Genomic DNA, 20,782 nt, shown 5'->3' on the forward strand with positions numbered 1-20,782 from the left:
GCTTACTTATATTCACTTGCCCCTTTGGTGAAAATCTGGAACATGATGCCGAATTTGTCCGTTACCATACCATATCCAGGACTAAAGAAGGTCTTCTGGAAAGGCAGCTCGACCTTCCCCTCTTCGGCCAAAGCATCAAAGATGCGTTTCGCCTTCGACTCCTCATCCGTAGTTAGGCACACAGACAGCATACCGCCCAATTTGGGAGGATTCCCCGGGAAAGCATCCGAGAACATCATTTCTGCACCATCCACATTCAATGCGGCATGGGATATTTTATCCTTCATTTCTACCGGTAGTGGAAAATCCGGATTATCAGGCATTTCGCCAAAGGTCTTCAGGAACAAAATCTCAGCGCCTAGCGCTTGCTGGTAAAATGTAATTGCTTCTCTCGCATTGCCATCCATTGTTAAGTAAGGTGCCAGTTCTATAGCCATGATTGTCAACTCCTCTAAATTTGTTCATGGCTATCATACTAGTTATTTAATTGATTTTCCACTTCCGCCAGAAATCCGCGGTCTGTTTCCAAGCTTTCTTTGGCCCGGTCAATCGGCTCCTGATTCATCCGGCCTTCTGCCTGGGCGATTGAACGCTCCGCTTTCTCCAGCGCATTGCGCGCATTCTGCACGGTCTCCTCGCTGGGATGAGATTGAGCCTGCTTCACCGCCCGGTGCACGTTCTCAACGGATTGCTGGGCGAGTGAGATCGGATTTTGAGATTGCAAGCTGGAAAATGGGTTATCCATATTATCTGCCTCCTGTCTGACTGAACGATACATGTACTAATCTGAGGCAATAGGCTCAAAATTATTCCCGCTTTGCGCCATTCTCATGCCGGGACTATAATAGAACAATAATTTATAAAGCAGTCAGAGAAGGAGAAAAAGCATATGTCAGATTTCAGCACACTACTTAGCAGCTATGCCGATCTGGTCATCAAGGTCGGGGTTAATATCCAGCACGGGCAGGCCTTGATCGTTCAGGCGCCGTTAGAGACAGCCGAGTTCACGCGACTGGTTGTAGCCAAGGCTTATGAAGCCGGTGCAAAGTATGTACAGGTGGATTGGGACGATGAAGCGATAACCCGCATCCGTTATGAAAAGGCTGCAGACGATTCGTTCGACTATTATCCGAAATGGCATGCCGACATGCTGGAGCGCTTTGCCGAAGAAGGCGGAGCCCTGTTACATATTAAAGTGCCTGATCCGATGCTGTTAAAAGGCATTGACGGCAGCAAGGTTTCCCGGGCCGTCAAGGCCGCGGCCATTGCACGCCAAGGCTTTCAGCAATATACCCGCAACAACCGGATCACTTGGTCGTTGATCAAGGCGCCTACTCGGGCCTGGGCGGATAAAGTATTCTCCGACTTGCCGGAAGAAGAGCGGGTGCAGGCGATGTGGGACGCCGTGTTACAGATGAACCGGGTAACGGACGGCAAGGATGCCGTAGCTGCATGGCAGGATCACATTGCCCATCTTAAAGAACGCCAAAACGCCATGAACGCCAAGCGATACAAAAGCCTGCACTATCGCGCTCCTGGAACCGACTTGAAGGTCGGCTTGCCGGAGGGGCATCTGTGGCTCGGCGGCGGCGATTATAATGAAGCCGGCGTTTATTTCGTGGCGAATATGCCGACGGAGGAAATCTATTCCATGCCGCTGCGGACGGCTGTAAACGGCACGGTCACCAGCACCATGCCGCTGAACCTGAACGGCCGCCTGGTTGAAGGCATTCGTCTTACCTTCAAGGACGGCAAAGTGGTATCCTATGAAGCTGCTTCCGGTGAAGAGCATCTGGCATCCCTGCTTGAAACCGATGAAGGTGCCAGCTACCTCGGCGAGATTGCTTTGGTGCCTCATGATTCTCCCATTTCGCGGATGAACCGGATTTTCTACAATACCGGTATTGATGAGAACGCCTCCTGTCACTTCGCATTAGGTAGTGCCTATCCTGTGAACATCGAAGGCGGTGCTGCCCTCAGCAAGGAAGAACTGCTGTCGCGCGGCGCCAACGTCAGCCTGACCCATGTCGATTTCATGGTGGGCTCCGCGGAGCTGGACATCGACGGCGAGCTTGAAGACGGTTCAATTGAACCAGTATTTCGTCAAGGGAACTGGATTTGATGTCACTTTAAATGAAAAACGCCGCTATATTAACCTATAGCGGCGTTTCCTTTGTCTCTCTAAGCGTTCATGTTCTTTACAAATCCAGCTTCCTTCGCAGTCATCTCCACCCATGCCGGCTTGAATCCGCTGGCAATTGCGTTGCGTACCGATTTGATGTTGGACCATGCTGCACAATAAAACGGCACTTTCCCTCGCTGGATGACCTCCACAGCCAGACGGCTAGTCAATGCAGAAGCAATCCCTTGTTTCCGATAAGACGGCAGAACATCCACCCCAATCTGCCACATCGTATCGCAATCTGCAGAGCACCCAGCCAATCCGATGAGCTCCCCTTCCTCATAAGCTCCGACAGCCAATACATCCAGATGCTTGCGTTTTTCACACAGGGCGTTGCCCCATTCGCTTGTGTACAGCCCGCCGAAGCTCTCCGGTGTCAACAGCTTCAGCTCATAGCTGCAATCTAACTCACGAAGAAGGCTTAGATCGGGAAGAAAGTACTCCGCCATGAAGCAAATCCGCCGGTTTCTCTTGCGCAGCTCCTCATCAAGAACATGCAGGTTCGGTGTCTCAAAACAGTGCTCTATGGGATACTTGTTTATGTAGTCCTCTACGATACCAGCGATCTCATCATCCACTGACGCAACGATGTTATGGCCGTAAGAAACTAAATTGCAATAAAAGGGCAGCGTCAAGTATTTTCTCGCATTCGGGCCAGCCGCAGAAGTAACGACCTTATTTTCTTGTTGGCAAAAATCACTTTCATGACAATTCAAATCCATGGCCGATTGCCGCATAGCAATTTTCAATATATCTTGATTCGTCACGTATAGGTGCCTCCTATTTCGATTTGTTCAAGGTATGGCATACACCTATAATAACAGGCGCAAGGAAGCTTCAGATAGATGCATAGCTTATTTCTTGAGAATAATGATTTTATATTTTTGAAACGAAAACGAAAATTAAATATAATGGGGTTAGTGCACCAACGGGTAAGGTGGGGGGACGGTCATGAACAAAGAAGAACAGGCCTTAACGGGTTTCAGGGACTTATTCAATAAAATGGTCTGGCTTAATAAATCTAAAATGGAAGAACGCCTTAAGGGCTATAAGCCTTCTGAGGTACATTGCATCGAATATATCGAAAAAAATGTGGATCCGAACGTGACAAAGCTGGCGGAATCCCTTTACATGACCAGCGGCGCCATAAGTAAAATAACGAAGAAGCTTATGAATAAAGGCATCGTCGAAAGTTACCAGAAGCCCGAGAACAAGAAAGAAATCTATTTCAGGCTTACCGGGCAAGGGAAGGTTATCTATAACATCCATGAGGAACTCCACCAAGAGTTTCGTGATCGCGATAAAGCCGTATTTGAACAGATAACCGAAGAACAGTATGACAGTATGCTTGTTTTCATTGATAAATATAGCAGGCATTTGGATACAGAAATAAAGAAGCAAGGTATAGCTATAAAATCAGAGTAGATTTAACTAAAAATAACTTGCAGGCAGCCTACGCTTTTGTGAAAGGCTGTCTTTTTTTCGCCATCATTTTGTTGCCAAGGAAACAAAATGATGGTACGATATTTTTGTTTCCTAGGAAGAAAAAACGCTTTAATGAGGAGAATACTATGTTCAAATCCAGATCACACAATAAACATTCCGCATCACAAGCCATAGATAAACACGCCTTAATATTCGGTCTTATCTCTGTATTTCTCTGCGGAGTAGGCTTCAGCATCATAACGCCCGTCGTCCCTTTTCTGGTTCAGCCATATATAAGCAACCCGGAAGATCAAGCTATAGCTGTTACGCTCCTGACCGCTGTATATGCCGCCTTCGTGTTTTTCGCGGCCCCTGCACTTGGAGCCTTGAGCGATAAATATGGTCGCCGTCCGTTGCTTTTAATATGCCTTTTGGGCTCAGCAATCGGATACTTCATATTTGGCATGGGAGGAGCTCTATGGGTTCTATTTGCCGGACGCATCATAGAAGGTATAACAGGCGGGAGCATAAGCACGATCTTCGCCTATTTTGCAGACATCATTCCTCAGGAAGAGAGAACGAAATACTTTGGATGGGTGAGCGCGGTCGCTGGTGCAGGTGCTGTTATTGGTCCGGCTTTAGGCGGATTACTTGCCAAGTTTGGCTATTCCGTCCCCTTGTATTTTGGGGCAATCATCACTTTATTGAATGTTCTGTATGGATTCTTCTTTATGCCCGAGAGCCTTGAAAAGCATCACCGGCAGAAAGAGATTACTTTTGTAAGACTGAATCCATTCAGCCAGCTTGCAAACGTGCTTTCCATGAAAAGCTTAAACAGACTGCTTATCTCAGCATTCTTGCTCTGGATACCCAATGGATCTTTACAAGCAGTGTTTTCCCAATTTACAATGGATACTTTCAACTGGAAGCCTGCTCTAATCGGACTTATGTTCTCCATTATGGGTTTCCAAGACATCATTTCACAGGCCTTCATTATGCCACAGCTTTTGAAGAAGCTTAGTGATAAACGGATAGCCGTCCTTGGGATGGCCTCGGAGATTATAGGATACGGTCTTATTGCTACATCCGCTTTGTTCTCCTTCTATCCTTTTCTTATCGCTGGAATGTTTATTTTCGGTTTTGGCGATTCGATCTTTGGCCCTTCATTCAATGGCATGCTCTCCAAATCTGTCGAAGCCAAGAAGCAAGGAAGCATTCAAGGCGGTAGTCAAGCTATTCAAGCTTTAGCCAGAATGATTGGACCCGTCATTGGGGGTCGAATCTATGTATCACTCGGTCATGCCGCCCCCGCTTTTATGGGGATGATTCTTATCGCAGCAGCAATACCCGTTTTATATAAGAGAACGCTTGTAAATTAGATGCAGTGCATGTGACCGCACAAAAAAAGAAGACTCGCGCGATTCCGTTTCGCGCAAGCCTTCTGGGGTGGGAAGCGATATTAAATATGGTTAAGCAACTTTCCAATTGCTAGGGAACTTTACCAGACAAGAGACCAAGCAACAGCTTCCGTCTCTTTCTTCTTTCACGAGGTTTCATGGTGAATCAACTGCCTTTCCGGATGAGCTTGAAGCATCATCCCGTTGTGCTGTATGATCATTACCACTTCCCACTTACTTATAATATACCCGTCTCACAGAAAATAAATCACCGCGCTTGGCCCTAATAAATGAACAAATTGTGAACTCATGTATTTCCATCGAGTACTAGGCTACACCTCCCTGATATCTTGAGCAATTCGCTTGGCTGTAGCCTCACCATTAGCGATGCAGTCAGGGATACCCACCCCATAGTACGAGCAGCCCGCCAATAGAACTCTAGGATAAAGCAGCTTCATCTTCTCTTCCAAGGAACGCACCAGCTCCGGATGCTGTAAATGATAATTAGGCATCGCATCCAGCCATTTATAGATAACGCAGGATACCGGCTCTGCCTGGATGCCCAGGCTGCGTGCCACATCGGAAAGTGCAAGGTCCAGCAGTTGCCCCTCTGTCATACTCGCCAATTCCTCAAAGCCGGGACTGGTGCTCTTGTAAAAGAGCCTGGTAAGAAATTTACCTTCCGCCGACGTATGCGGCCATTTTCGGCTTGTCCATGTACAGGCATTGCAGCGGACATCCTCTGATCCCGAGACAATAAATCCTGTTCCGTCCACGGGCAGCGCATCGTCATCCAGGTCAAACCCGAGGTACACGCTGAGCATCGAGCTGCCGCGAAGCCTGGAGAAATCCCGGTTCAGATCATCGCTATTCAGCATGGACATTGCAGCCTGATGCGGTGCGCTGAGCACGATATAATCCGCTGGCAAAATAGACCCGTCCCCCAATTGTACCTGGTAGCTTGGAGAAGAATCCGAGGATTTTTGAATGCCGTTCACCGGAACTCCCTTGATGAATTCAACATTCTTCAGCTTCTCTTCGAACCGGTCAACCAAACGGCCAAGCCCGCCGTTAAAGGAGAAAAACTTCTTATTTCCGTTCCCTTTAAAGAGGTGCCGATTTGCCTCCAGCCCCAACATAATACTGCCATATTCATTTTTATAATCCAGCAAATAAGGCATCGTGGAAGCCAGTGTCAAATCCTTCAAGGTGCCGGAATATACGCCCGACAACACCGGAGCAATTTGCTTGCTAACCAGTTCTTCCCCAAGAAAAGCTTCCAGGAATACTCCCACCGAGTCTTCTGCGGTATAGCTTTCGTTCGGCGTGTAGATATCCCTGAGCGCCTCCACCTTCCCCTCTGCCGATACCAATTTGCTCTTTGCCAAGGATTCAAGTCCGATCGGGATGCCGAATACCGCCTCTTCCGGAATCAGCTTAAGCTGTCCTTCCGTGTAAATGTATGATTTTCCTGTAGCATTATAGACAACTTCCTCAGCCAAGCCCAGCTCTTCAAGCAATGGAACCGTATTCTGCTTGCGCGTAACAATAGAGTCTGCCCCAGCCTCCATAATAAAGCCTGATTCATGAATCGTATGTATTTTCCCGCCCAGCTTCTCCTGTGCCTCAACAACCACGATTCGAAGCTGCTCCTGTGCTTCAGATAACTCCCGCTCTAGATAATAAGCCGCTGACAGGCCGGTAATTCCCCCGCCAACAATGACAACCGTCTTCAATCGCTTCCACCTCAATCAGAAAATTGTTTCGCCTATCTTGCCTATTCTTCATGATACCTTAATCAACCCGGACGAACAATGCAAGCAAAAAAGCTGCCTACAGACCGTTGATCTGAAGACAGCTTTGAAGCCTGCATCCTTTTACTTAGCTATATAATGCAATATTGCATCCCTAAGCATCAAGGCCGCTCCTTCGAAGCGCGAATCGTAGTAGGCTTTGAAGCGCGAATCGTCTACATACATCCGGGCAAGGCCTGCATGAGCCTCCTTGGAGTATTGAGGCCAAGTAAAGCTGAGCCAGTGCTTGTGAAGGTCAGCCGCACGCTGTGCCGCTTCTCCTGCCGGGTCTCCGCTTTCCATTGCTTCCTTCAAAGCTGCAAACAATTCCTTTTCCGTCTGTTGCATATCATTGTACTGTGCTTCACTCAGGCTGCCAAACTTGGCATTTGACTGCTGCACGGCTTCTTTCCCATATTTCTCCCGAATCTCGGCACCATATTTCTGTTCGTTTTCCTCCAGCAGCTTCTGCTTGAAACCTGCAAATTTATCCTGATCCGTCATCGTCGTTCTCCCTTCCCGCGCATCAAGCGTCTGATCAATGCTCGCAATCAGCGCATCGAGTTGTCTTCTTCTGTCCAGGAGCTTGCCACGATGCTCCCGCAGCGCATCTTCTCCGTTGAATTCCGGATTATGCATGATCTCGCGAATATGCTCCAATGGAACGTCAAGCTCCCGGTAGAACAAAATCTGCTGCAGCAGATCCACCTCGTTCTGACCATAGATGCGATACCCGGACGAGTTCGTTCTCGCCGGCTTGAGAAGGCCGATCTCGTCATAGTACCTTAACGTTCTCGAGCTGACTCCCGCGAGCCTGCCGAGCTTTTGAATCGTGTATTCCATATGCTTCCCTCCTGACAATCCCAGAGTACACCTTTACGTAACGTGAAGGTCAATACATATTTTCAAAAAAGTATATCTATGCTTCTGAATTACCTATGGACAGCATGATCCCCTAAGGAGATAATTTATTATACGATTGCTGCCAAATTTGATGGAAATCCAGGAGGACTATGCCGTGGACAACTTTACGAGCGAAGAATTAAAAGAAGCGTTGCGGGCACTTGAATCGACGATAAGTAAATGCGAGAAAGCCTTGCCGAAGCTGAAAGAAGGCACACCTCAGCACACACTGCTAACACGCAGGATCAGGGCGCTCCAAATCTCGACAGTATTAATTAAAAGAGAGTTGGATTAAGCTTTCAGACGAAAGTAACCCGATACGACCCGGACGTCTAATATTTAGTAAGTCGCCTACAACCCGGAAATTAAAGTGGAGGAAGATTAAAATAGATGAACCCCTGGCTGGACGGTGGCGTCCAACCAGGGGTTCTAGATTATAAGGCATGATTACCAGGCATATGCCTTCGGAGCGGCTCCTCCCGGTCCCGGGAAAATTTCGTCCAACCGCTTAAGCTCGCTTTCACCCAGCTTGATCTCGACGACGCGCAATGCGCCCTCTAACTGCTCAAGTGTGCGCGGCCCGATAATCGGGGCCGTCATCGCCGGACGTGTCAGCGTCCAGGCCAAGGCCACGTTCGCTTCGCTCTCGCCCAACTCCTTGCAGAACGCCTCGAAGGCTTCCAACTGGGCGCGGTGACGTTCTACGCGCTCCGGATTGTTCGAGCGTCTGGAGCCCTCTATCGGATGCAGTGCATGTCCGCTAAGCAGTCCACCGTCGAGCGGACTCCAGGCGATAACCCCGATGCCGTGCTCCTCTGCCGCCGGAAGCAGTTCCAGCTCCGGCAAGCGGCACAGCAGACTGAGCTTATGCTGCTCGGACACCAGGCCAAGCATGCCCTTGGCTTTGGCTTCGTACTGCGCCTTCACCAGATCAAAGCCTGCAAAATTACTGGAGCCCACATAGCCGATCTTGCCTTGGTACATCGCGATTCTAAAACCTTCCCACAGCTCGTCCCAACTAACATTCCGATCCACATGATGCATCTGATACAGCTCGATATGGTCTGTCTGAAGACGACGGAGCGACTCCTCCAGATGGCGCCGCAGCTTGTACGAAGACAGGCCGGCTGTTTTATTCGGGCCGTCATTCGGGTTCGTCTTCATCTCTCCGTAGAATTTGGTGGCGATGACCACCTTTTCCCGGCGTCCGCCGCCCTGGGCGAACCAGCGGCCGATAATTTCCTCTGTCCGCCCGGAATTCTCCCAGCCGTACACATTGGCCGTATCAAAAAAGTTAATACCTGCATCCAATGCCGCATCCATAATTTTGAATGCTTCCTTCTCTTCCGTTTCTGTGCCGAAATTCATGGTTCCAAGACAAAGCCTGCTGACCTTCAGACCTGAACGCCCCAAACGGGTAAACTCCATTCTTTCACACACACCTTCCGAAATGAATTAGGATCTATCATCTGTTATTCTATTCCTATCAAATACTTGATGCAAATCCATCACTCCGAACATTCTCTATACGTCCCCATCTTCTGTTATTATAAATGATATGTATAGTTGAACTATAAGAGATGCGCAGAAAGTGCATGCGTCAATCATTAATTCAACTTATGTATAACAATGATAGAAAGGTCAACAGCTTATGAGCGCAAAATTAACGCGTCAATTTATAAAGCTCCTTTGCGGTCGCATCGCCTATGACCGGGGAGAAGCTTATTACCGTCACAAGAAGGTCGATCTCACTCCAGTGGGTCAGGAGGGACAGCAATTCCACGCTGTCGTACATGATATCGATACCTGCTTTGTGCATATTGATCTGTCTGCAAAAGGAAATGTCGCCGCTCAGTGCAGCTGCGAGGTCTATACCTCTCTTCATAATTACTGCAAGCATATTGCAGCAGTTTTGCTGGCTATCTTTGATGATCAGCAGCATAAGGGAACAGAGATTGACCATGAACCCGTAATGGATTCAGGTGCTTTGAGCGCCTCCCCTTCTCGGCCCGATTCCACCGGCAAGGACGTGTGGCTAACCCGCGACCTGATCGGCTTGTTCGATCCGCGCTCCTATCGCCGAAAGCCGGCAGAAGTACGGTTTGACTCCCGCACACGCCTTCAGGTTGAGTTCATTCTAAGACCCTATGCTTACAGAACCCATCGCCGATTGCTTGCCGTGGAGATGAAGCTGGGAGTCTCGAGGCATTATATTGTCAAGAATATTCTTGCCTTTCTGGATTTGGCGGACCGGGGACAAACGTTCTCGTTCACACCGCAATTCGCTTATGATCCGGAGAAGCACAGCTTCGATCCCCAGGATTACGAGATCATTCGCGAGCTGGTTGCTATTTCAAAAAATGAACAGATTTATTCCGGTGCGATCCCGAGTCAGCCTCACGGTCGTCGTCAGGAGGAGCGTTTGATGGTCCTCCCTCCTTATGCCTGGAATCGGCTTCTTTCCTTGTTCATGAACTCTTCCTCTGTGAAAGTGGAAGACCGCCAAGGCGGAGTAATTCCGCTGCAGCTTTCCTTTCATCCCCTGCCCTTACGCTTTGAGGTTCGCCCGTCCGAGGATCATGGCAGCATCCTGGTGATCCATGGTCTGGAGGAGCTTGAGCTGTATGCAGATTACGGGCTTGTCCGATATGAGGATGCCTTTATCCGTCTGGAAGAGGAGGATTGCCGCCGGCTTGCTGAAATGAAGGGGATGATGGATGCCTCCCGGAGAGATTATGTCCATGTTCCCGGGGAGCAGATGGAGCCGTTTATGCGCAGAGTCGTGCCCGGTCTGGCCAAGCTCGGCAAGCTCCAGGTCGCGGAGGAGGTCAGCAACCGGATCAAACGGACGCCTTTAAAGGCCAAGCTGTTTCTGGATCGGCTTCGTGAACGACTTCTCGCCGGGCTGGAGTTCCATTACGGCAATGTGGTGCTGAATCCCCTGGAAAGCGCTGAACAGCAACGCGGAACGGAGCATATCCTGCTCCGGGATGATGAACAGGAGCGGCTTATCTTGGAGCTCATGGAGGGAAGCGGCTTTTCCAAGACGGAAAGCGCCTATTATCTTGACAACGAGGAAGCGGAGTATGATTTTCTCGTTCACATGCTTCCACGGCTCGAGCAACTGGTGGAGGTCTATGCCACTTCTGCGGTGAAGGTCCGGGTCAAGCCGGCTCCTGTGCTGCCAAAGGCTTCCCTTGCTCTTGGAGAACGAACAGATTGGCTGGAGCTGACCTTTCGGCTGGACGGGATCTCGGAACAGGAAATCCGAGAGGTCATTCAGGCACTCGAAGCAAAGCGGAAATATTACCGTCTGCCTGATGGAGCCCTGCTGCCGCTTGAAAGTGCCGAATTCCAGGATATTGTCCAGTTAATGAATGATGCCGGGCCCTTTCTCCCATCGGAGAAGAACGGAGCAAGCTTCAAGCTTCCGGTTGCCCGCGGGCTTCAGATTATGGAAGAAGAACGATATGGAAGCCTTGTTCATTTGGATAACGACATCGGAAAAATGATTTCACTGCTTCGGCATCCTGAAGAAATGCAGGTTGAAATTCCGAATGGGCTTGCCCCGGTTTTGCGGGACTATCAACGGCTTGGCTTCCAATGGATGAGCATGCTGGCTTCTTTCGGCTTCGGCGGCGTACTTGCAGATGATATGGGACTGGGAAAAACCCTGCAGAGCATTGCCTTCCTGCTATCCAAGCTGGACGAGATTCGTACGGAGCGATTGCCTGCTTTGATCGTAGCCCCTGCTTCTCTGGTCTACAACTGGCGGAATGAGCTTGTACGGTTCGCCCCGGATATTAGGTGCACAATTATTGACGGAGCCAAGCCGGACCGCGTCCGGCTGCTCCGCGACTTGGAAGAGAATGATGTCCTGATTACATCGTATCCCCTTCTTCGGATGGATGTCGAGCTGTTCGCAGACGCTTCATTCCATACCCTGATTCTCGATGAGGCCCAGAGCTTCAAAAATTATGCAACCCAGACCGCCAAAGCCGTCAAGACACTTCGGGCGCGGCATCGATTCGCCCTGACCGGAACTCCGATCGAGAACTCGCTTGAGGAGCTATGGTCGATCTATGATGCCGTCTTCCCGGCGCTGTTCCAAAGCCGCACTCGCTTTAATGAGCTACGGAGGGAGCAGATTGCGCGGATGATCCGGCCTTTTATGCTGCGCAGATTGAAGAACGATGTTCTGAAAGAGCTGCCTGAGAAGATCGAATCTCTGCAATCCAGCGCCTTGCTTCCAGAGCAGAAGAAGCTGTATGCCGCTATGCTGGCCCAGCTTCAGCAGGATACGCTCAAGCATTTGAATGATGACAGCTTCGAGAAAAACCGGATTCAGATTCTTGCCGGAATCACCCGACTGCGGCAGCTCTGCTGTCATCCTGCCCTGTTCGTTGAGGGTTATCAGGATAGCTCTGCCAAATATGAACAGCTGCTTGAGATCATCGAGGAAGCATTAAGCGCGGGAAAACGGATGCTTATTTTCTCCCAGTTTACCGAAATGCTCAGTCTGATCGGAAGAGAGTTAGGGTACCGGGGAGTTCCCTTCTTCTATCTTGATGGCAGGACACCGCCTGAGCAACGGGTAGAGCTATGCTCCCGCTTCAATGAGGGCGAGAATGATGTCTTTTTGATTTCCTTGAAGGCAGGCGGTACAGGCTTGAATCTGACCGGCGCAGATACCGTGATTCTCTATGATCTATGGTGGAATCCCGCCGTTGAACAGCAGGCTGCGGACCGGGCCCATCGCATGGGACAAAAACAGGTTGTACATGTGCTCCGGCTTGTTGCCGAGAATACGGTGGAGCAGAAAATGTACGAGCTTCAACAGAAGAAAATGCATCTGATCGACGAGGTCCTCCATCCGGATGAAGAGTCATGGTCCAGCTTGAATGAACAAGATATCCGCGAAATCCTAAGCCTCTGACAAGCCTGCTTCCGGTACTGGAAAAATTCATGTTTTTATTTACCTGTATCGGGTAACTATAAGTATGAGTTCGAAAAGCACCTCAGATAGTATAGGTTAACTCAACAGTACAGTCAGAAGAAGGAGGAAATATCATGCCGCAGCATAATCAGAGCAGTCATTCCCAGGATGAAGCTGAGCTTCGCAATAAGCAAGATCATGATGGTGATTCGCTTGCGGAGAAGAAGAAGCTGGAAAATGGTGTGGATATCGAGCCGGAAGCCGATGAGTGGGTGGCCAAGCCGGTCGCCTTTACCGATTCCGATTCTCAAGACAAATAACGTTCCCCCCGCCGCCCGGTCAACCGGGCGTTTTTTTTATTTCAACAGCCCCGCCTCCTGCAGGAAACCTCGCACTATTTTCTTTTGATACCTGATTCTGGACGCCCGCGAAAGACTCCAGCATGTTTCAACCGTTACGGCTTTAGCTCTAAGCAGACGTGCTGCCGCGGTTCGCGCGGAGCCCGGAAGCTCATGCAGGCGCCGGTTAAAATGATGGTTTCTGTTCGGGATAGCTGCATTCACTTTCCGAATTTGTCTTTGAACTACGGGAATAACCGGGCTGCGTGGATTTGTAATCAATGTCTGCCCGAGCACACGCGAGCTAAGCTGAGACAAGCCGTTAGCTTCGTGCAAATCCAGGAACCAGCTTGGGGATACTTGCCGGGCCAGCCTGAATACCGCTCTGGCAAGTCCGTTTCGTCCTTTGCTTCCGGATTGTCTAGGAAATTGCCGGTTAAGATCTGGTCGTCCCCTCACCTTCCTGCGATAGGCCTGCTGATTGACAAGAGGCACAATCACAAGCCTTCCTTTCAATAGAGTCAGCTCTCCCCTTTTCAATTGCTTAACAAGCTGCTGCGCGGCGGCGATGCTGGCGGTCTCGTTCCCATGTACACCGGAAATAATCATGGCAGTAGGGCCTGATCGGTCAGCTCGAAAGTCATAATAGGTTGTAACATATCGTGATCCCGGAGCTAACTTCAGAGTTGAAAGCTGCATCCATGCCACCCCCTCTTCTCTTCTTTACAACTTCTCATTCCCTTTCGTCAGGCTTTATCCTATGCATCCGGCTCCAATCCTGTATGGACTCTTGTCTCTTTCCTGGCTGCTTTATAAATCTGCATGAAAAAACGCCTCCGGACCGTTTTATGCGGGTCGAAGACGTTTTGAAGATACATTTTATTATTTAGCGACTCTGACTCGCACCTCGAGCGGTGCGAATTCTTTGTCGCCGGCTTGAGCCGCAATCCCCCCGAACGGCATTTGTGCAATCAACTTCCAGGAGGATGGCACATTCCACTCCTTGGCAACCTGCTCATCCACAAGCGGATTATAGTGCTGTAATGAAGCTCCTACTCCTTCGTCGGCCAGAGCTACCCATACGGCCAGCTGCAGCATGCCTGAGGACTGCTCCGACCACACAGGGAAGTTATCTGCATAGAGTGCAAATTGCTGCTGAAGCCCCTCAATGATAGCCTGCTCTTCAAAGAACAGAATCGTTCCGCGGCCGCTGCGGAAGGAAGCCATCTTGTCCTCGGTGGAAGCGAATTGGCCTTCTGGCACAACTTTCCGAAGCGTCTCCTTCGTCAGATCCCAAAATTTATCATGCTGCTCATCAAGCAGAATAAGTACTCTTGCACTTTGCGAATTGAAGGAGCTTGGCACATACTTGACCGCCTGGCCCACAATCTCCTCAATCCGTTCCTGCGAGACTGGAATTTCCTTATTAATAGCATAGATACTGCGGCGTTTCTTCAGTAAATCAATCATACTGCTCATCTGTTTTCTCTCCTTCTGCCTGAATTACGTTTATTTTACCCGAACGAGCAAAAATAAACCACTGACTATCTATTAACTAGAATTGGGTTATAATGGTAGTAATAGACGCTCGAGGAGGCTGCGGATGCCCAAGACGAAAATTTTTATCAGTTCTGTGAATGAGGACGGATTGAAGCCCCTTCGCCAAAAGGTGTACCATCAGCTTAAACAGCTTGGCCACGAACCCCTGATGTGGGAAGAAAATCTGGGCCCTTGGCTTGGACATGTGGATCCGGTGCACCGTTGCCTGGAGGCCGTTGAAGAAAGTGATATTTATCTGCTGTTTATCGGAAGCCGGGCTGGCACTTATTACGGGAATGCCATGAGAACCGTCACCCATATGGAATTCATAAAGGCCTGTGAGCAGGGCAAGCTGATTCTTGTCTTTGCCGATATTGAAGTCAAGCAATGCTATTTCGGGACGGTTAAGCCGATATTGGAGCAGTGCATTGAGAAATATGTAGCATCGGAGTCCCGATTCCCTCCTCCGACCCATCTGATAGAGCTGCTGCAAGCTGACTCCAGAATTCCATCCAACATCGACCCTTACGTATGGTATTTTTACTATGATATGACACAACGCAAAGTTTACATTGATGATTTGACCTTGGGGGTTCCGATCGACTGGGAGATGTACTTCAGCGATCTGCTGCGAAGAGGATCCCTGCTGCTGCCGCTGGAGGACTACATTGAACAAACATCAATGCGGCTGGAGCAATACGACGATGCATTTGAGCTAATTACCTCACTCCTTCCTTCTATGCAAATTACAGGATTGGAGCAGCCTGAAGGTGCGCTTGAAAAGATCAGGCGCATGCTGAAGGGCGGAGATATTGAACAGGTTTACGGGCAATATATGACGGAATGTATCGGTTACTATCGCGATTGTTGTGCGGCAACCTTATATACGCTTAGGGAGGACAAACTCTATCTGGATGCTGCCGCAGGCAATGCGGTTCCTGTACCCGAGTTCAGGCTGGATGATCAAAGCTCTTACATGGCCCTGACGGTCCAAATGGGCAATCCGGCCGAGCAGATCTATTATAAGGAAGCCAAAGCCATGTTCTATCACTGCATCTTCTCGGGTTCCAAAGTGCTTACCCTACACTATCCGGCCGACCCGGACTGGAATGCCAGGAAATTCATCCATTACAAAGAAAGCGTTAATCGTGCTATACTAAGTAAAAATCCGTTAATTATCGAATGGGTCAAATTATTTCTGGGAGGGTTGAAGCGATGAGTAGCGTATTCGTATCTAAAAACGGGAAGGTGAGCAAAGCGGTAGGCTTTCAGCCCAAGGATGCCCTGCTATTTGTTCCGGAGGAGCGGAATTCCTCGCATATCTTGAAGGAGCAACGCTCAGCCATGAAGCGAAGCAGTAAACAGATCAAGGACCGGTTCGCCTTGGCGACCAAACGGGCCTGAGCTTGATGAATACGAACGTCCCCGCTGGAATCCAGCAGGGACGTTTTTTTAATATAAAATTTTACTATGTAAGTTGAACTATAAAAGCTACGTAGAAAGGGCATAAGTGTGAAGTGTGTTGAAGAAGCGTAAGCGTTCGCCTTTGTGAGTGGATTTCTACCTTAAAATATCTTAGTTCAATTAGAGAAATCCGCGAACAACAGCGATCGTAAGCACACTTCACACGTTGCCCCCAGAATGTAAAAATTCAGTAGTTCAACTTATATAGTCTAGGACACCAGTTTCAGACCGACAGCTGCGCATAGTACCATACTGATGAACACGATTCTTTTCCAATCCTTGGATTCGTTGTACAGAACCATTCCCAGAATTGCGCCACCTGAAGCGCCTATCCCTGTCCATATAGCATAAGCGGTTCCCATCGGTAATGTCTCCATCGCATAAGCCAGAAAGATAAAGCTCAGCCCGAATCCGACAACGAGCATGACTAAGGATTGCCATTTTTGATCCTTATGCCACTTATTGATCATCGTAACCCCAAACATTTCGCAAAGTCCGGCCAACACTAATGTCATCCAAGCCATCAGGATTCAGCTCCTTCCTCTACTTGATCCTTCGTAACCAGCTTCAGTCCGATCACGCCTGCCAGCAAGAGCAGGATCAACAGAACCTTGGCCAATTTAAACGGCTCGCCAAAGAACAACACTTCCGACAAGACTGTACCGGCTGTACCTAATCCGACAAATACCGCATATACCGTTCCTACAGGCAGCTTCTTGCCCGCCATAATCATGACATAGAAGCTTATAATAATGGCGATAACCGTTCCGCTCCATGTCCAGAAGCTGTCAGCATGCTTCAAGCCGATGACCCATAGCACCTCAAAGAATGCAGCGACAAATACCTTAATCCAATCCTTGCTCATGAAAAACACCTCCGGTTTGTATTGATGATCTGTTCCGGTCTTCTGTCGGCTTGTATGGAGCCAAAAAAGCCCGGAAAGATATCAAAAAGATATCCTCCCGGGCTTTTATCCCTCCGTGTCCGCAGCATGGCTGCGTGTTCTCTCTCGGACCATGGACCGGCAATTGCCGCGGAACCCTAGAGAACAAACTGGAATTTATATTAACCCGTACGGGCCCGGATGTCAATAGAGGATTTGTGGCAACTTGTAACTCTCGAAGGTTTGTTCTAACATAGATAACGAGCAATTCAATCTGTTCAATCGATATAGAGATGAGGAGTGGAAGAATGAACACCAAATTATTTTCCCCTTATACGATCAAGGAAGTAACCTTCAAGAATCGGATCGTTATGGCGCCGATGTGTATGTATTCTTCCCCAAATAAAGACGGTAAAGTCGCAGACTGGCACCGGACTCACTATGCAACCCGTGCCGTAGGCGGCGTTGGTCTTATTATACTGGAAGCTACAGCCGTTACACCGGAGGGCCGCATTAGCGACCAGGATCTCGGTATTTGGAACGATGAGCATATTGAAGGGCTTAAGGAAATCACCGGCCTGATTCATCAGCATGGTGCCAAGGCAGGAATCCAGCTTGCCCATGCCGGACGGAAAGCAGACCTGGAAGGAACCATTTACGCTCCTTCTGCTGTTCCTTTCCCCGGTATGAAAACACCAACCGAAATGGACAAGCAGCAAATAGAGCAGACTGTAGAAGCCTTCAAGCAGGCTGCGCGCCGCGCCAGAGAGGCCGGCTTTGACATCATTGAGCTTCATGCAGCGCACGGTTATTTGTTGAACCAGTTCCTCTCCCCGCTTACCAATCATCGTCAGGATGAATATGGCGGAAATCCGGATAATCGTTACCGGCTGCTGGGCAAGGTGATTGAAGCCTCGAAGTCGGAATGGAGCGGTCCAATCTTCGTTCGAATCTCGGCGGAAGAATACGATGAGCAAGGCAACCATCTGGATCAGTATCTAACTTATTCACAACAAATGAAGGCACAAGGCGTCGATTTGATCGACTGCAGCTCGGGCGGCATGGTCCCTGCCAAGATCAACGTCTTCCCTGGCTATCAAGTTGGATTGTCCGATGCGATTCGCAATCAGGTAGATATCCCCACAGGAGCTGTCGGTCTAATCACTACAGCAATCCAGGCTGAGGAAATTCTGGGCAATGGCCGGGCCGATCTGGTGCTGCTCGGTCGTGAACTGCTGCGGAATCCTTATTGGGCATTAAATGCGGCGAAGGAGTTTGGCGCTGACATCGAGCGTCCAAGACAGTATCTTCGCTCTTAATACGGCCCTATTCTGGAGATGGAGTGATTCAAATTGATGGAGAATCAACCTAGCACAAGCATAGAACCCGCTGTCATTAGGCGGGTTCTGATCATGACTGCGGTGGAGGCTGAGCGCGAAGCGGTGCTGCGAGGCCTCCACTCGGCCCGGCCATCGGCAGGCGCACCGGAATTCACGGTGCGCCTTGCCGGGGTCGGGCCGGCGATGGCCGCCGCATCCACAGCGGCCGAGCTGGCTGCCGGCGCGTATGATCTGGTGATCAGCGCCGGCATTGGCGGCGGCTTCGCGGAGCGGGCGCCGGTCGGGTCTGTGGTGATCGCGAGCGAGCTGATCGCCGCGGATCTGGGTGCCGAGACGCCGGACGGGTTCACCGGCGTGGAGGAGCTTGGCTTCGGATCTGCCAGGATCGAAGCCGAGGCAGTGCTTGCAGGCCGCCTGCTGGAAGGCCTGCAAGCCGCGGGCATGGCGGTGTGCCGTGGACCGGTGTTGACCCTGTCCACCGTGACCGGCACCGCCGCTACCGCGGCCTTGCTTGCTGCGCGCATTCCCGGCGCAGCGGCCGAAGCTATGGAAGGCTTCGGCGTGGCCGTCGCAGCCCGCAGACTAAGTTTGCCCGTCCTTGAGCTAAGGACGATCTCTAACCTCATCGGCCCGAGGCAGCGTGAGCTGTGGAAAATCGGCGATGCCCTGCAGGCGCTTGAAGCGGCCTGCTCTTATCTACCGGAGGTGCTGCACTCATGAATATAGCCTTTTCCCCGTGTCCGAACGACACCTTTGTCTTTCATGCTCTGGTTCATGGTCTGGTTCCTGGTGCGCCGGAATTTGACGTGACCTTTGCGGATATTGATATCACGAACGGGCTTGCCGCCAGTGGGCAAGGCCCCGATATATTAAAGATTTCGTTTGCCGCCCTCCCCTGGGTCCTGGACGAATATGCACTTCTCCCTTGCGGTGGCGCATTGGGGCGCGGCTGCGGCCCGCTTGTTCTGACCGCCGGAGGCATTGCCGGTCCGCAGGACTTGTCCGGTCGTAGAGTTGCCGTACCCAGCGAGCGTTCGACCGCTTATCTTCTGTTCCGTCTATGGGCTGCGGCTCACATTCCCGGCGGCATAGGAGAAATCATCGTCATGCCGTTTGATGAGATTATGCCCGCGGTACAGGACGGAAGCATCGATGCCGGGCTCGTCATCCATGAAGCACGCTTCACTTACCCTACTTACGGTCTCCATTTGCTGGCAGATCTCGGCAGTTGGTGGGAAACAGACACCGGGCTCCCGATTCCGCTAGGCGCCATTATAGCACGCCGTTCCCTTGATCTGGAGGCCCTTAGCGGCTGGATTCAGGAATCGGTGCGCTATGCCTGGCAGCATCCCGAGGCCTCCGCTGAATTTGTTCGTTCTCATGCCCAAGAGATGGCTCCTGAGGTAACCGAGGCCCATATCGCGCTCTATGTGAATGATTTTACGGAAAATCTCGGAGCTGACGGATATGCTGCTGTTCATGCCCTGCTGGATCGGGCGGCGCGCGAGGGCATCATACCCGCTGTAAATCCCGAATTATTGAGCTTCAAGTAACTTCAATTCCTATAACATTTGAAAGAGCAGACCTTCAGGCATTTCGACCTGTAAGTCTGCTCTTTTTTAACATTTCATCGATCTCTTCTATGCTCTCTCCGTTCGTTACGCTCCGCCAAACCGTTGCCGGTACCCGCATTTCCTGCAGAGCTCCTCAACTGCTGTGCGGCGGGAAAAGCCCTCATAGAGGCGGTTTGCCCGTTCTCCTTCAATGATCTCGGAAAAAGGGGCTTGGTGGACGTTGCCAAGATTGATAATCCCTTCTCCATCCAGACAGCAAGGTACCACCGTTCCATCCACAAGAATTCCTGCCTGATTTCGCAGTGCATGGCAGAAGCCCCTTCCTTCGTCTTCCTTTGCATGCAGGCTTGGCCACTCGAACTCATGATCCTGATTCAGATAGATCCGTTCAGCCAGCTTGACTCCACTGCCGGGAACTACTCTCTCTTCGATCTTATAATCCAGGTCAAACTCCTTTTCGATCATGGCCAAAGTCTCCCGGTTGCGGCTGCGTTGAAGATTCGTTTCATTATCCTGTGTCAAATTCCAAAGCCGGAAGGACACCAGCATGTCCGAAATCGAGGTGGCTTCGCGGACAAAGGACAGTACGCTTTGGATGTATCCTTCCCGGTCCACAGAGCCTTCATGTCCATCAAAGCTGTGCAGCGAGAAATTCATTTGCCGCAGTGCCGGCTTGCCCAGCAACTTCGGAGCCGCCTTACGGATCAAGGTGCCGTTTGTCGTAATGTTCACCTTAAAGCCCTTTTCCTCGCTGATATCCAGCATTTGATCGAGCTTGGGATGCAGCAGCGGCTCTCCCTTTAAGTGAAAATAAATATAATCTGTATGAGGCTTAATCTCGTCAAGAATATGCTTGAACTCCTCCAGCGCGATAAATCGGGCCTGCCGCTGCGTCGGTGGGCAAAAGCTGCAAGACAAATTGCAAATACTTGTTGTTTCGATATAGAATTTTTTGAACTTTTTCATAGATTCGTAACCTGCTTTATCCAGTAGTTATTCCATTGTAAC

At 50.2% G+C, this 20,782-nt stretch carries 22 protein-coding genes and 1 riboswitch; of the genes, 11 read left to right on the forward strand and 11 right to left on the reverse strand.

Going from position 1 to position 20,782, the window contains the following annotated elements:
- Nucleotides 1–2 precede the first annotated feature (2 nt).
- Entirely contained in the window at nt 3–437 is a 435-nt protein-coding gene (locus KQJ23_RS16420) for a VOC family protein (protein ID WP_216479996.1), read from the reverse strand.
- A 38-nt stretch (nt 438–475) separates the two neighbouring features.
- Nucleotides 476–745, reverse strand: a complete 270-nt coding sequence (locus KQJ23_RS16425) for a hypothetical protein (RefSeq protein WP_216479997.1) — start codon at nt 743–745, stop codon at nt 476–478.
- A 144-nt stretch (nt 746–889) separates the two neighbouring features.
- On the opposite strand from KQJ23_RS16425, the gene KQJ23_RS16430 reads away from it, so the two are divergent.
- Nucleotides 890–2,122 (forward strand): aminopeptidase, encoded by a 1,233-nt coding sequence (locus KQJ23_RS16430; RefSeq protein ID WP_216479998.1) that lies wholly within the window; start codon nt 890–892, stop codon nt 2,120–2,122.
- A 59-nt stretch (nt 2,123–2,181) separates the two neighbouring features.
- Here the strand turns inward: KQJ23_RS16430 and KQJ23_RS24130 are convergent, their stop codons facing one another.
- Nucleotides 2,182–2,949 (reverse strand): GNAT family N-acetyltransferase, encoded by a 768-nt coding sequence (locus KQJ23_RS24130; protein WP_216479999.1) that lies wholly within the window; start codon nt 2,947–2,949, stop codon nt 2,182–2,184.
- 184 nt (nt 2,950–3,133) lie between these two features.
- On the opposite strand from KQJ23_RS24130, the gene KQJ23_RS16440 reads away from it, so the two are divergent.
- Both KQJ23_RS16440 and KQJ23_RS16445 read left to right on the forward strand, forming a co-directional pair.
- Nucleotides 3,134–3,607 (forward strand): MarR family transcriptional regulator, encoded by a 474-nt coding sequence (locus KQJ23_RS16440; RefSeq protein ID WP_216480000.1) that lies wholly within the window; start codon nt 3,134–3,136, stop codon nt 3,605–3,607.
- Nucleotides 3,608–3,753: 146 nt separating this feature from the next.
- Nucleotides 3,754–4,986, forward strand: coding sequence for an MFS transporter (locus tag KQJ23_RS16445; RefSeq protein WP_216480069.1), 1,233 nt, complete (start codon nt 3,754–3,756; stop codon nt 4,984–4,986).
- A gap of 350 nt (nt 4,987–5,336) precedes the next feature.
- On the opposite strand, the gene hemG is transcribed toward KQJ23_RS16445, so the two are convergent.
- Together hemG and KQJ23_RS16455 are read right to left on the reverse strand one after the other, a co-directional pair.
- Nucleotides 5,337–6,740 (reverse strand): protoporphyrinogen oxidase, encoded by a 1,404-nt coding sequence (gene hemG / locus KQJ23_RS16450; protein WP_216480001.1) that lies wholly within the window; start codon nt 6,738–6,740, stop codon nt 5,337–5,339.
- Nucleotides 6,741–6,881: 141 nt separating this feature from the next.
- Nucleotides 6,882–7,640, reverse strand: a complete 759-nt coding sequence (locus KQJ23_RS16455; protein ID WP_216480002.1) for a MerR family transcriptional regulator — start codon at nt 7,638–7,640, stop codon at nt 6,882–6,884.
- A gap of 175 nt (nt 7,641–7,815) precedes the next feature.
- Between KQJ23_RS16455 and KQJ23_RS16460 the strand changes: the two genes are divergently transcribed.
- Complete coding sequence (locus tag KQJ23_RS16460) at nt 7,816–7,995, forward strand: hypothetical protein (RefSeq protein ID WP_216480003.1); 180 nt, start codon at nt 7,816–7,818, stop codon at nt 7,993–7,995.
- 152 nt (nt 7,996–8,147) lie between these two features.
- Here KQJ23_RS16460 and KQJ23_RS16465 read toward each other — a convergent pair whose 3' ends face one another.
- Nucleotides 8,148–9,128, reverse strand: a complete 981-nt coding sequence (locus KQJ23_RS16465) for an aldo/keto reductase (RefSeq protein ID WP_216480004.1) — start codon at nt 9,126–9,128, stop codon at nt 8,148–8,150.
- A gap of 223 nt (nt 9,129–9,351) precedes the next feature.
- Here KQJ23_RS16465 and KQJ23_RS16470 point away from each other — a divergent pair, with 223 nt between their 5' ends.
- Both KQJ23_RS16470 and KQJ23_RS16475 read left to right on the forward strand, forming a co-directional pair.
- Complete coding sequence (locus KQJ23_RS16470; protein ID WP_216480005.1) at nt 9,352–12,636, forward strand: DEAD/DEAH box helicase; 3,285 nt, start codon at nt 9,352–9,354, stop codon at nt 12,634–12,636.
- Nucleotides 12,637–12,770: 134 nt separating this feature from the next.
- A complete protein-coding gene (locus tag KQJ23_RS16475; RefSeq protein ID WP_216480006.1) occupies nt 12,771–12,956 on the forward strand; it encodes a hypothetical protein in 186 nt (61 codons plus the stop codon).
- A 36-nt stretch (nt 12,957–12,992) separates the two neighbouring features.
- Here the strand turns inward: KQJ23_RS16475 and KQJ23_RS16480 are convergent, their stop codons facing one another.
- Nucleotides 12,993–13,673 carry a succinylglutamate desuccinylase/aspartoacylase family protein gene (locus KQJ23_RS16480; RefSeq protein WP_216480007.1) on the reverse strand — a complete coding sequence of 227 codons (681 nt, stop codon included), beginning with the start codon at nt 13,671–13,673 and terminating at the stop codon, nt 12,993–12,995.
- Between the two features lie 183 nt (nt 13,674–13,856).
- Nucleotides 13,857–14,453: a nitroreductase family protein gene (locus KQJ23_RS16485; RefSeq protein WP_216480008.1), complete on the reverse strand. Its 597-nt coding sequence runs from the start codon at nt 14,451–14,453 to the stop codon at nt 13,857–13,859.
- Nucleotides 14,454–14,577: 124 nt separating this feature from the next.
- Between KQJ23_RS16485 and KQJ23_RS16490 the strand changes: the two genes are divergently transcribed.
- On the forward strand, nt 14,578–15,732 hold the full coding sequence (locus KQJ23_RS16490; RefSeq protein ID WP_216480009.1) for a DUF4062 domain-containing protein: 1,155 nt from the start codon (nt 14,578–14,580) through the stop codon (nt 15,730–15,732).
- Complete coding sequence (locus tag KQJ23_RS16495) at nt 15,729–15,917, forward strand: hypothetical protein (protein WP_216480010.1); 189 nt, start codon at nt 15,729–15,731, stop codon at nt 15,915–15,917. The genes KQJ23_RS16490 and KQJ23_RS16495 overlap by 4 nt, the downstream gene beginning before the upstream one ends.
- A 269-nt stretch (nt 15,918–16,186) precedes the next feature.
- On the opposite strand, the gene KQJ23_RS16500 is transcribed toward KQJ23_RS16495, so the two are convergent.
- Nucleotides 16,187–16,501, reverse strand: a complete 315-nt coding sequence (locus KQJ23_RS16500) for a DMT family transporter (RefSeq protein ID WP_216480011.1) — start codon at nt 16,499–16,501, stop codon at nt 16,187–16,189.
- Nucleotides 16,501–16,842: a DMT family transporter gene (locus KQJ23_RS16505; protein ID WP_216480012.1), complete on the reverse strand. Its 342-nt coding sequence runs from the start codon at nt 16,840–16,842 to the stop codon at nt 16,501–16,503. Before KQJ23_RS16505 ends, KQJ23_RS16500 begins: the two co-directional genes overlap by 1 nt.
- 92 nt (nt 16,843–16,934) lie before the next feature.
- Nucleotides 16,935–17,033, reverse strand: a riboswitch (guanidine-I (ykkC/yxkD leader).
- Nucleotides 17,034–17,168: 135 nt separating this feature from the next.
- On the opposite strand from KQJ23_RS16505, the gene namA reads away from it, so the two are divergent.
- The 3 genes from namA to KQJ23_RS16520 are packed head-to-tail and all read left to right on the forward strand — an operon-like array spanning nt 17,169 to nt 19,753.
- The gene (gene namA, locus KQJ23_RS16510) at nt 17,169–18,179 is read left to right on the forward strand and encodes an NADPH dehydrogenase NamA (RefSeq protein ID WP_216480013.1); all 1,011 of its coding nucleotides are present in this window, start codon (nt 17,169–17,171) and stop codon (nt 18,177–18,179) included.
- A gap of 36 nt (nt 18,180–18,215) precedes the next feature.
- On the forward strand, nt 18,216–18,920 hold the full coding sequence (locus tag KQJ23_RS16515; protein WP_216480014.1) for a futalosine hydrolase: 705 nt from the start codon (nt 18,216–18,218) through the stop codon (nt 18,918–18,920).
- Nucleotides 18,917–19,753, forward strand: coding sequence for a 1,4-dihydroxy-6-naphtoate synthase (locus KQJ23_RS16520; protein ID WP_216480015.1), 837 nt, complete (start codon nt 18,917–18,919; stop codon nt 19,751–19,753). The genes KQJ23_RS16515 and KQJ23_RS16520 overlap by 4 nt, the downstream gene beginning before the upstream one ends.
- A gap of 105 nt (nt 19,754–19,858) precedes the next feature.
- Here KQJ23_RS16520 and KQJ23_RS16525 read toward each other — a convergent pair whose 3' ends face one another.
- The gene (locus KQJ23_RS16525) at nt 19,859–20,740 is read right to left on the reverse strand and encodes a radical SAM/SPASM domain-containing protein (protein ID WP_216480016.1); all 882 of its coding nucleotides are present in this window, start codon (nt 20,738–20,740) and stop codon (nt 19,859–19,861) included.
- Nucleotides 20,741–20,782: the final 42 nt, after the last annotated feature.

Origin of the sequence: Paenibacillus brevis (genome assembly GCF_018919145.1) — a bacterium.
In the GTDB taxonomy this organism is placed as follows: Bacteria; Bacillota; Bacilli; order Paenibacillales; family Paenibacillaceae; genus Fontibacillus; species Fontibacillus brevis.

What these genes read in the sequence shown, in the direction of transcription:
- KQJ23_RS16420 (WP_216479996.1), bottom strand. Translation starts at nt 437, where the DNA reads ATGGCTATAGAACTGGCACCTTACTTAACAATGGATGGCAATGCGAGA.
- KQJ23_RS16425 (WP_216479997.1), bottom strand. Translation starts at nt 745, where the DNA reads ATGGATAACCCATTTTCCAGCTTGCAATCTCAAAATCCGATCTCACTC.
- KQJ23_RS16430 (WP_216479998.1), top strand. Translation starts at nt 890, where the DNA reads ATGTCAGATTTCAGCACACTACTTAGCAGCTATGCCGATCTGGTCATC.
- KQJ23_RS16440 (WP_216480000.1), top strand. Translation starts at nt 3,134, where the DNA reads ATGAACAAAGAAGAACAGGCCTTAACGGGTTTCAGGGACTTATTCAAT.
- KQJ23_RS16445 (WP_216480069.1), top strand. Translation starts at nt 3,754, where the DNA reads ATGTTCAAATCCAGATCACACAATAAACATTCCGCATCACAAGCCATA.
- KQJ23_RS16455 (WP_216480002.1), bottom strand. Translation starts at nt 7,640, where the DNA reads ATGGAATACACGATTCAAAAGCTCGGCAGGCTCGCGGGAGTCAGCTCG.
- KQJ23_RS16465 (WP_216480004.1), bottom strand. Translation starts at nt 9,128, where the DNA reads ATGGAGTTTACCCGTTTGGGGCGTTCAGGTCTGAAGGTCAGCAGGCTT.
- KQJ23_RS16470 (WP_216480005.1), top strand. Translation starts at nt 9,352, where the DNA reads ATGAGCGCAAAATTAACGCGTCAATTTATAAAGCTCCTTTGCGGTCGC.
- KQJ23_RS16475 (WP_216480006.1), top strand. Translation starts at nt 12,771, where the DNA reads ATGCCGCAGCATAATCAGAGCAGTCATTCCCAGGATGAAGCTGAGCTT.
- KQJ23_RS16480 (WP_216480007.1), bottom strand. Translation starts at nt 13,673, where the DNA reads ATGCAGCTTTCAACTCTGAAGTTAGCTCCGGGATCACGATATGTTACA.
- KQJ23_RS16485 (WP_216480008.1), bottom strand. Translation starts at nt 14,453, where the DNA reads ATGAGCAGTATGATTGATTTACTGAAGAAACGCCGCAGTATCTATGCT.
- KQJ23_RS16490 (WP_216480009.1), top strand. Translation starts at nt 14,578, where the DNA reads ATGCCCAAGACGAAAATTTTTATCAGTTCTGTGAATGAGGACGGATTG.
- KQJ23_RS16495 (WP_216480010.1), top strand. Translation starts at nt 15,729, where the DNA reads ATGAGTAGCGTATTCGTATCTAAAAACGGGAAGGTGAGCAAAGCGGTA.
- KQJ23_RS16500 (WP_216480011.1), bottom strand. Translation starts at nt 16,501, where the DNA reads ATGGCTTGGATGACATTAGTGTTGGCCGGACTTTGCGAAATGTTTGGG.
- KQJ23_RS16505 (WP_216480012.1), bottom strand. Translation starts at nt 16,842, where the DNA reads ATGAGCAAGGATTGGATTAAGGTATTTGTCGCTGCATTCTTTGAGGTG.
- namA (WP_216480013.1), top strand. Translation starts at nt 17,169, where the DNA reads ATGAACACCAAATTATTTTCCCCTTATACGATCAAGGAAGTAACCTTC.
- KQJ23_RS16515 (WP_216480014.1), top strand. Translation starts at nt 18,216, where the DNA reads ATGGAGAATCAACCTAGCACAAGCATAGAACCCGCTGTCATTAGGCGG.
- KQJ23_RS16520 (WP_216480015.1), top strand. Translation starts at nt 18,917, where the DNA reads ATGAATATAGCCTTTTCCCCGTGTCCGAACGACACCTTTGTCTTTCAT.
- KQJ23_RS16525 (WP_216480016.1), bottom strand. Translation starts at nt 20,740, where the DNA reads ATGAAAAAGTTCAAAAAATTCTATATCGAAACAACAAGTATTTGCAAT.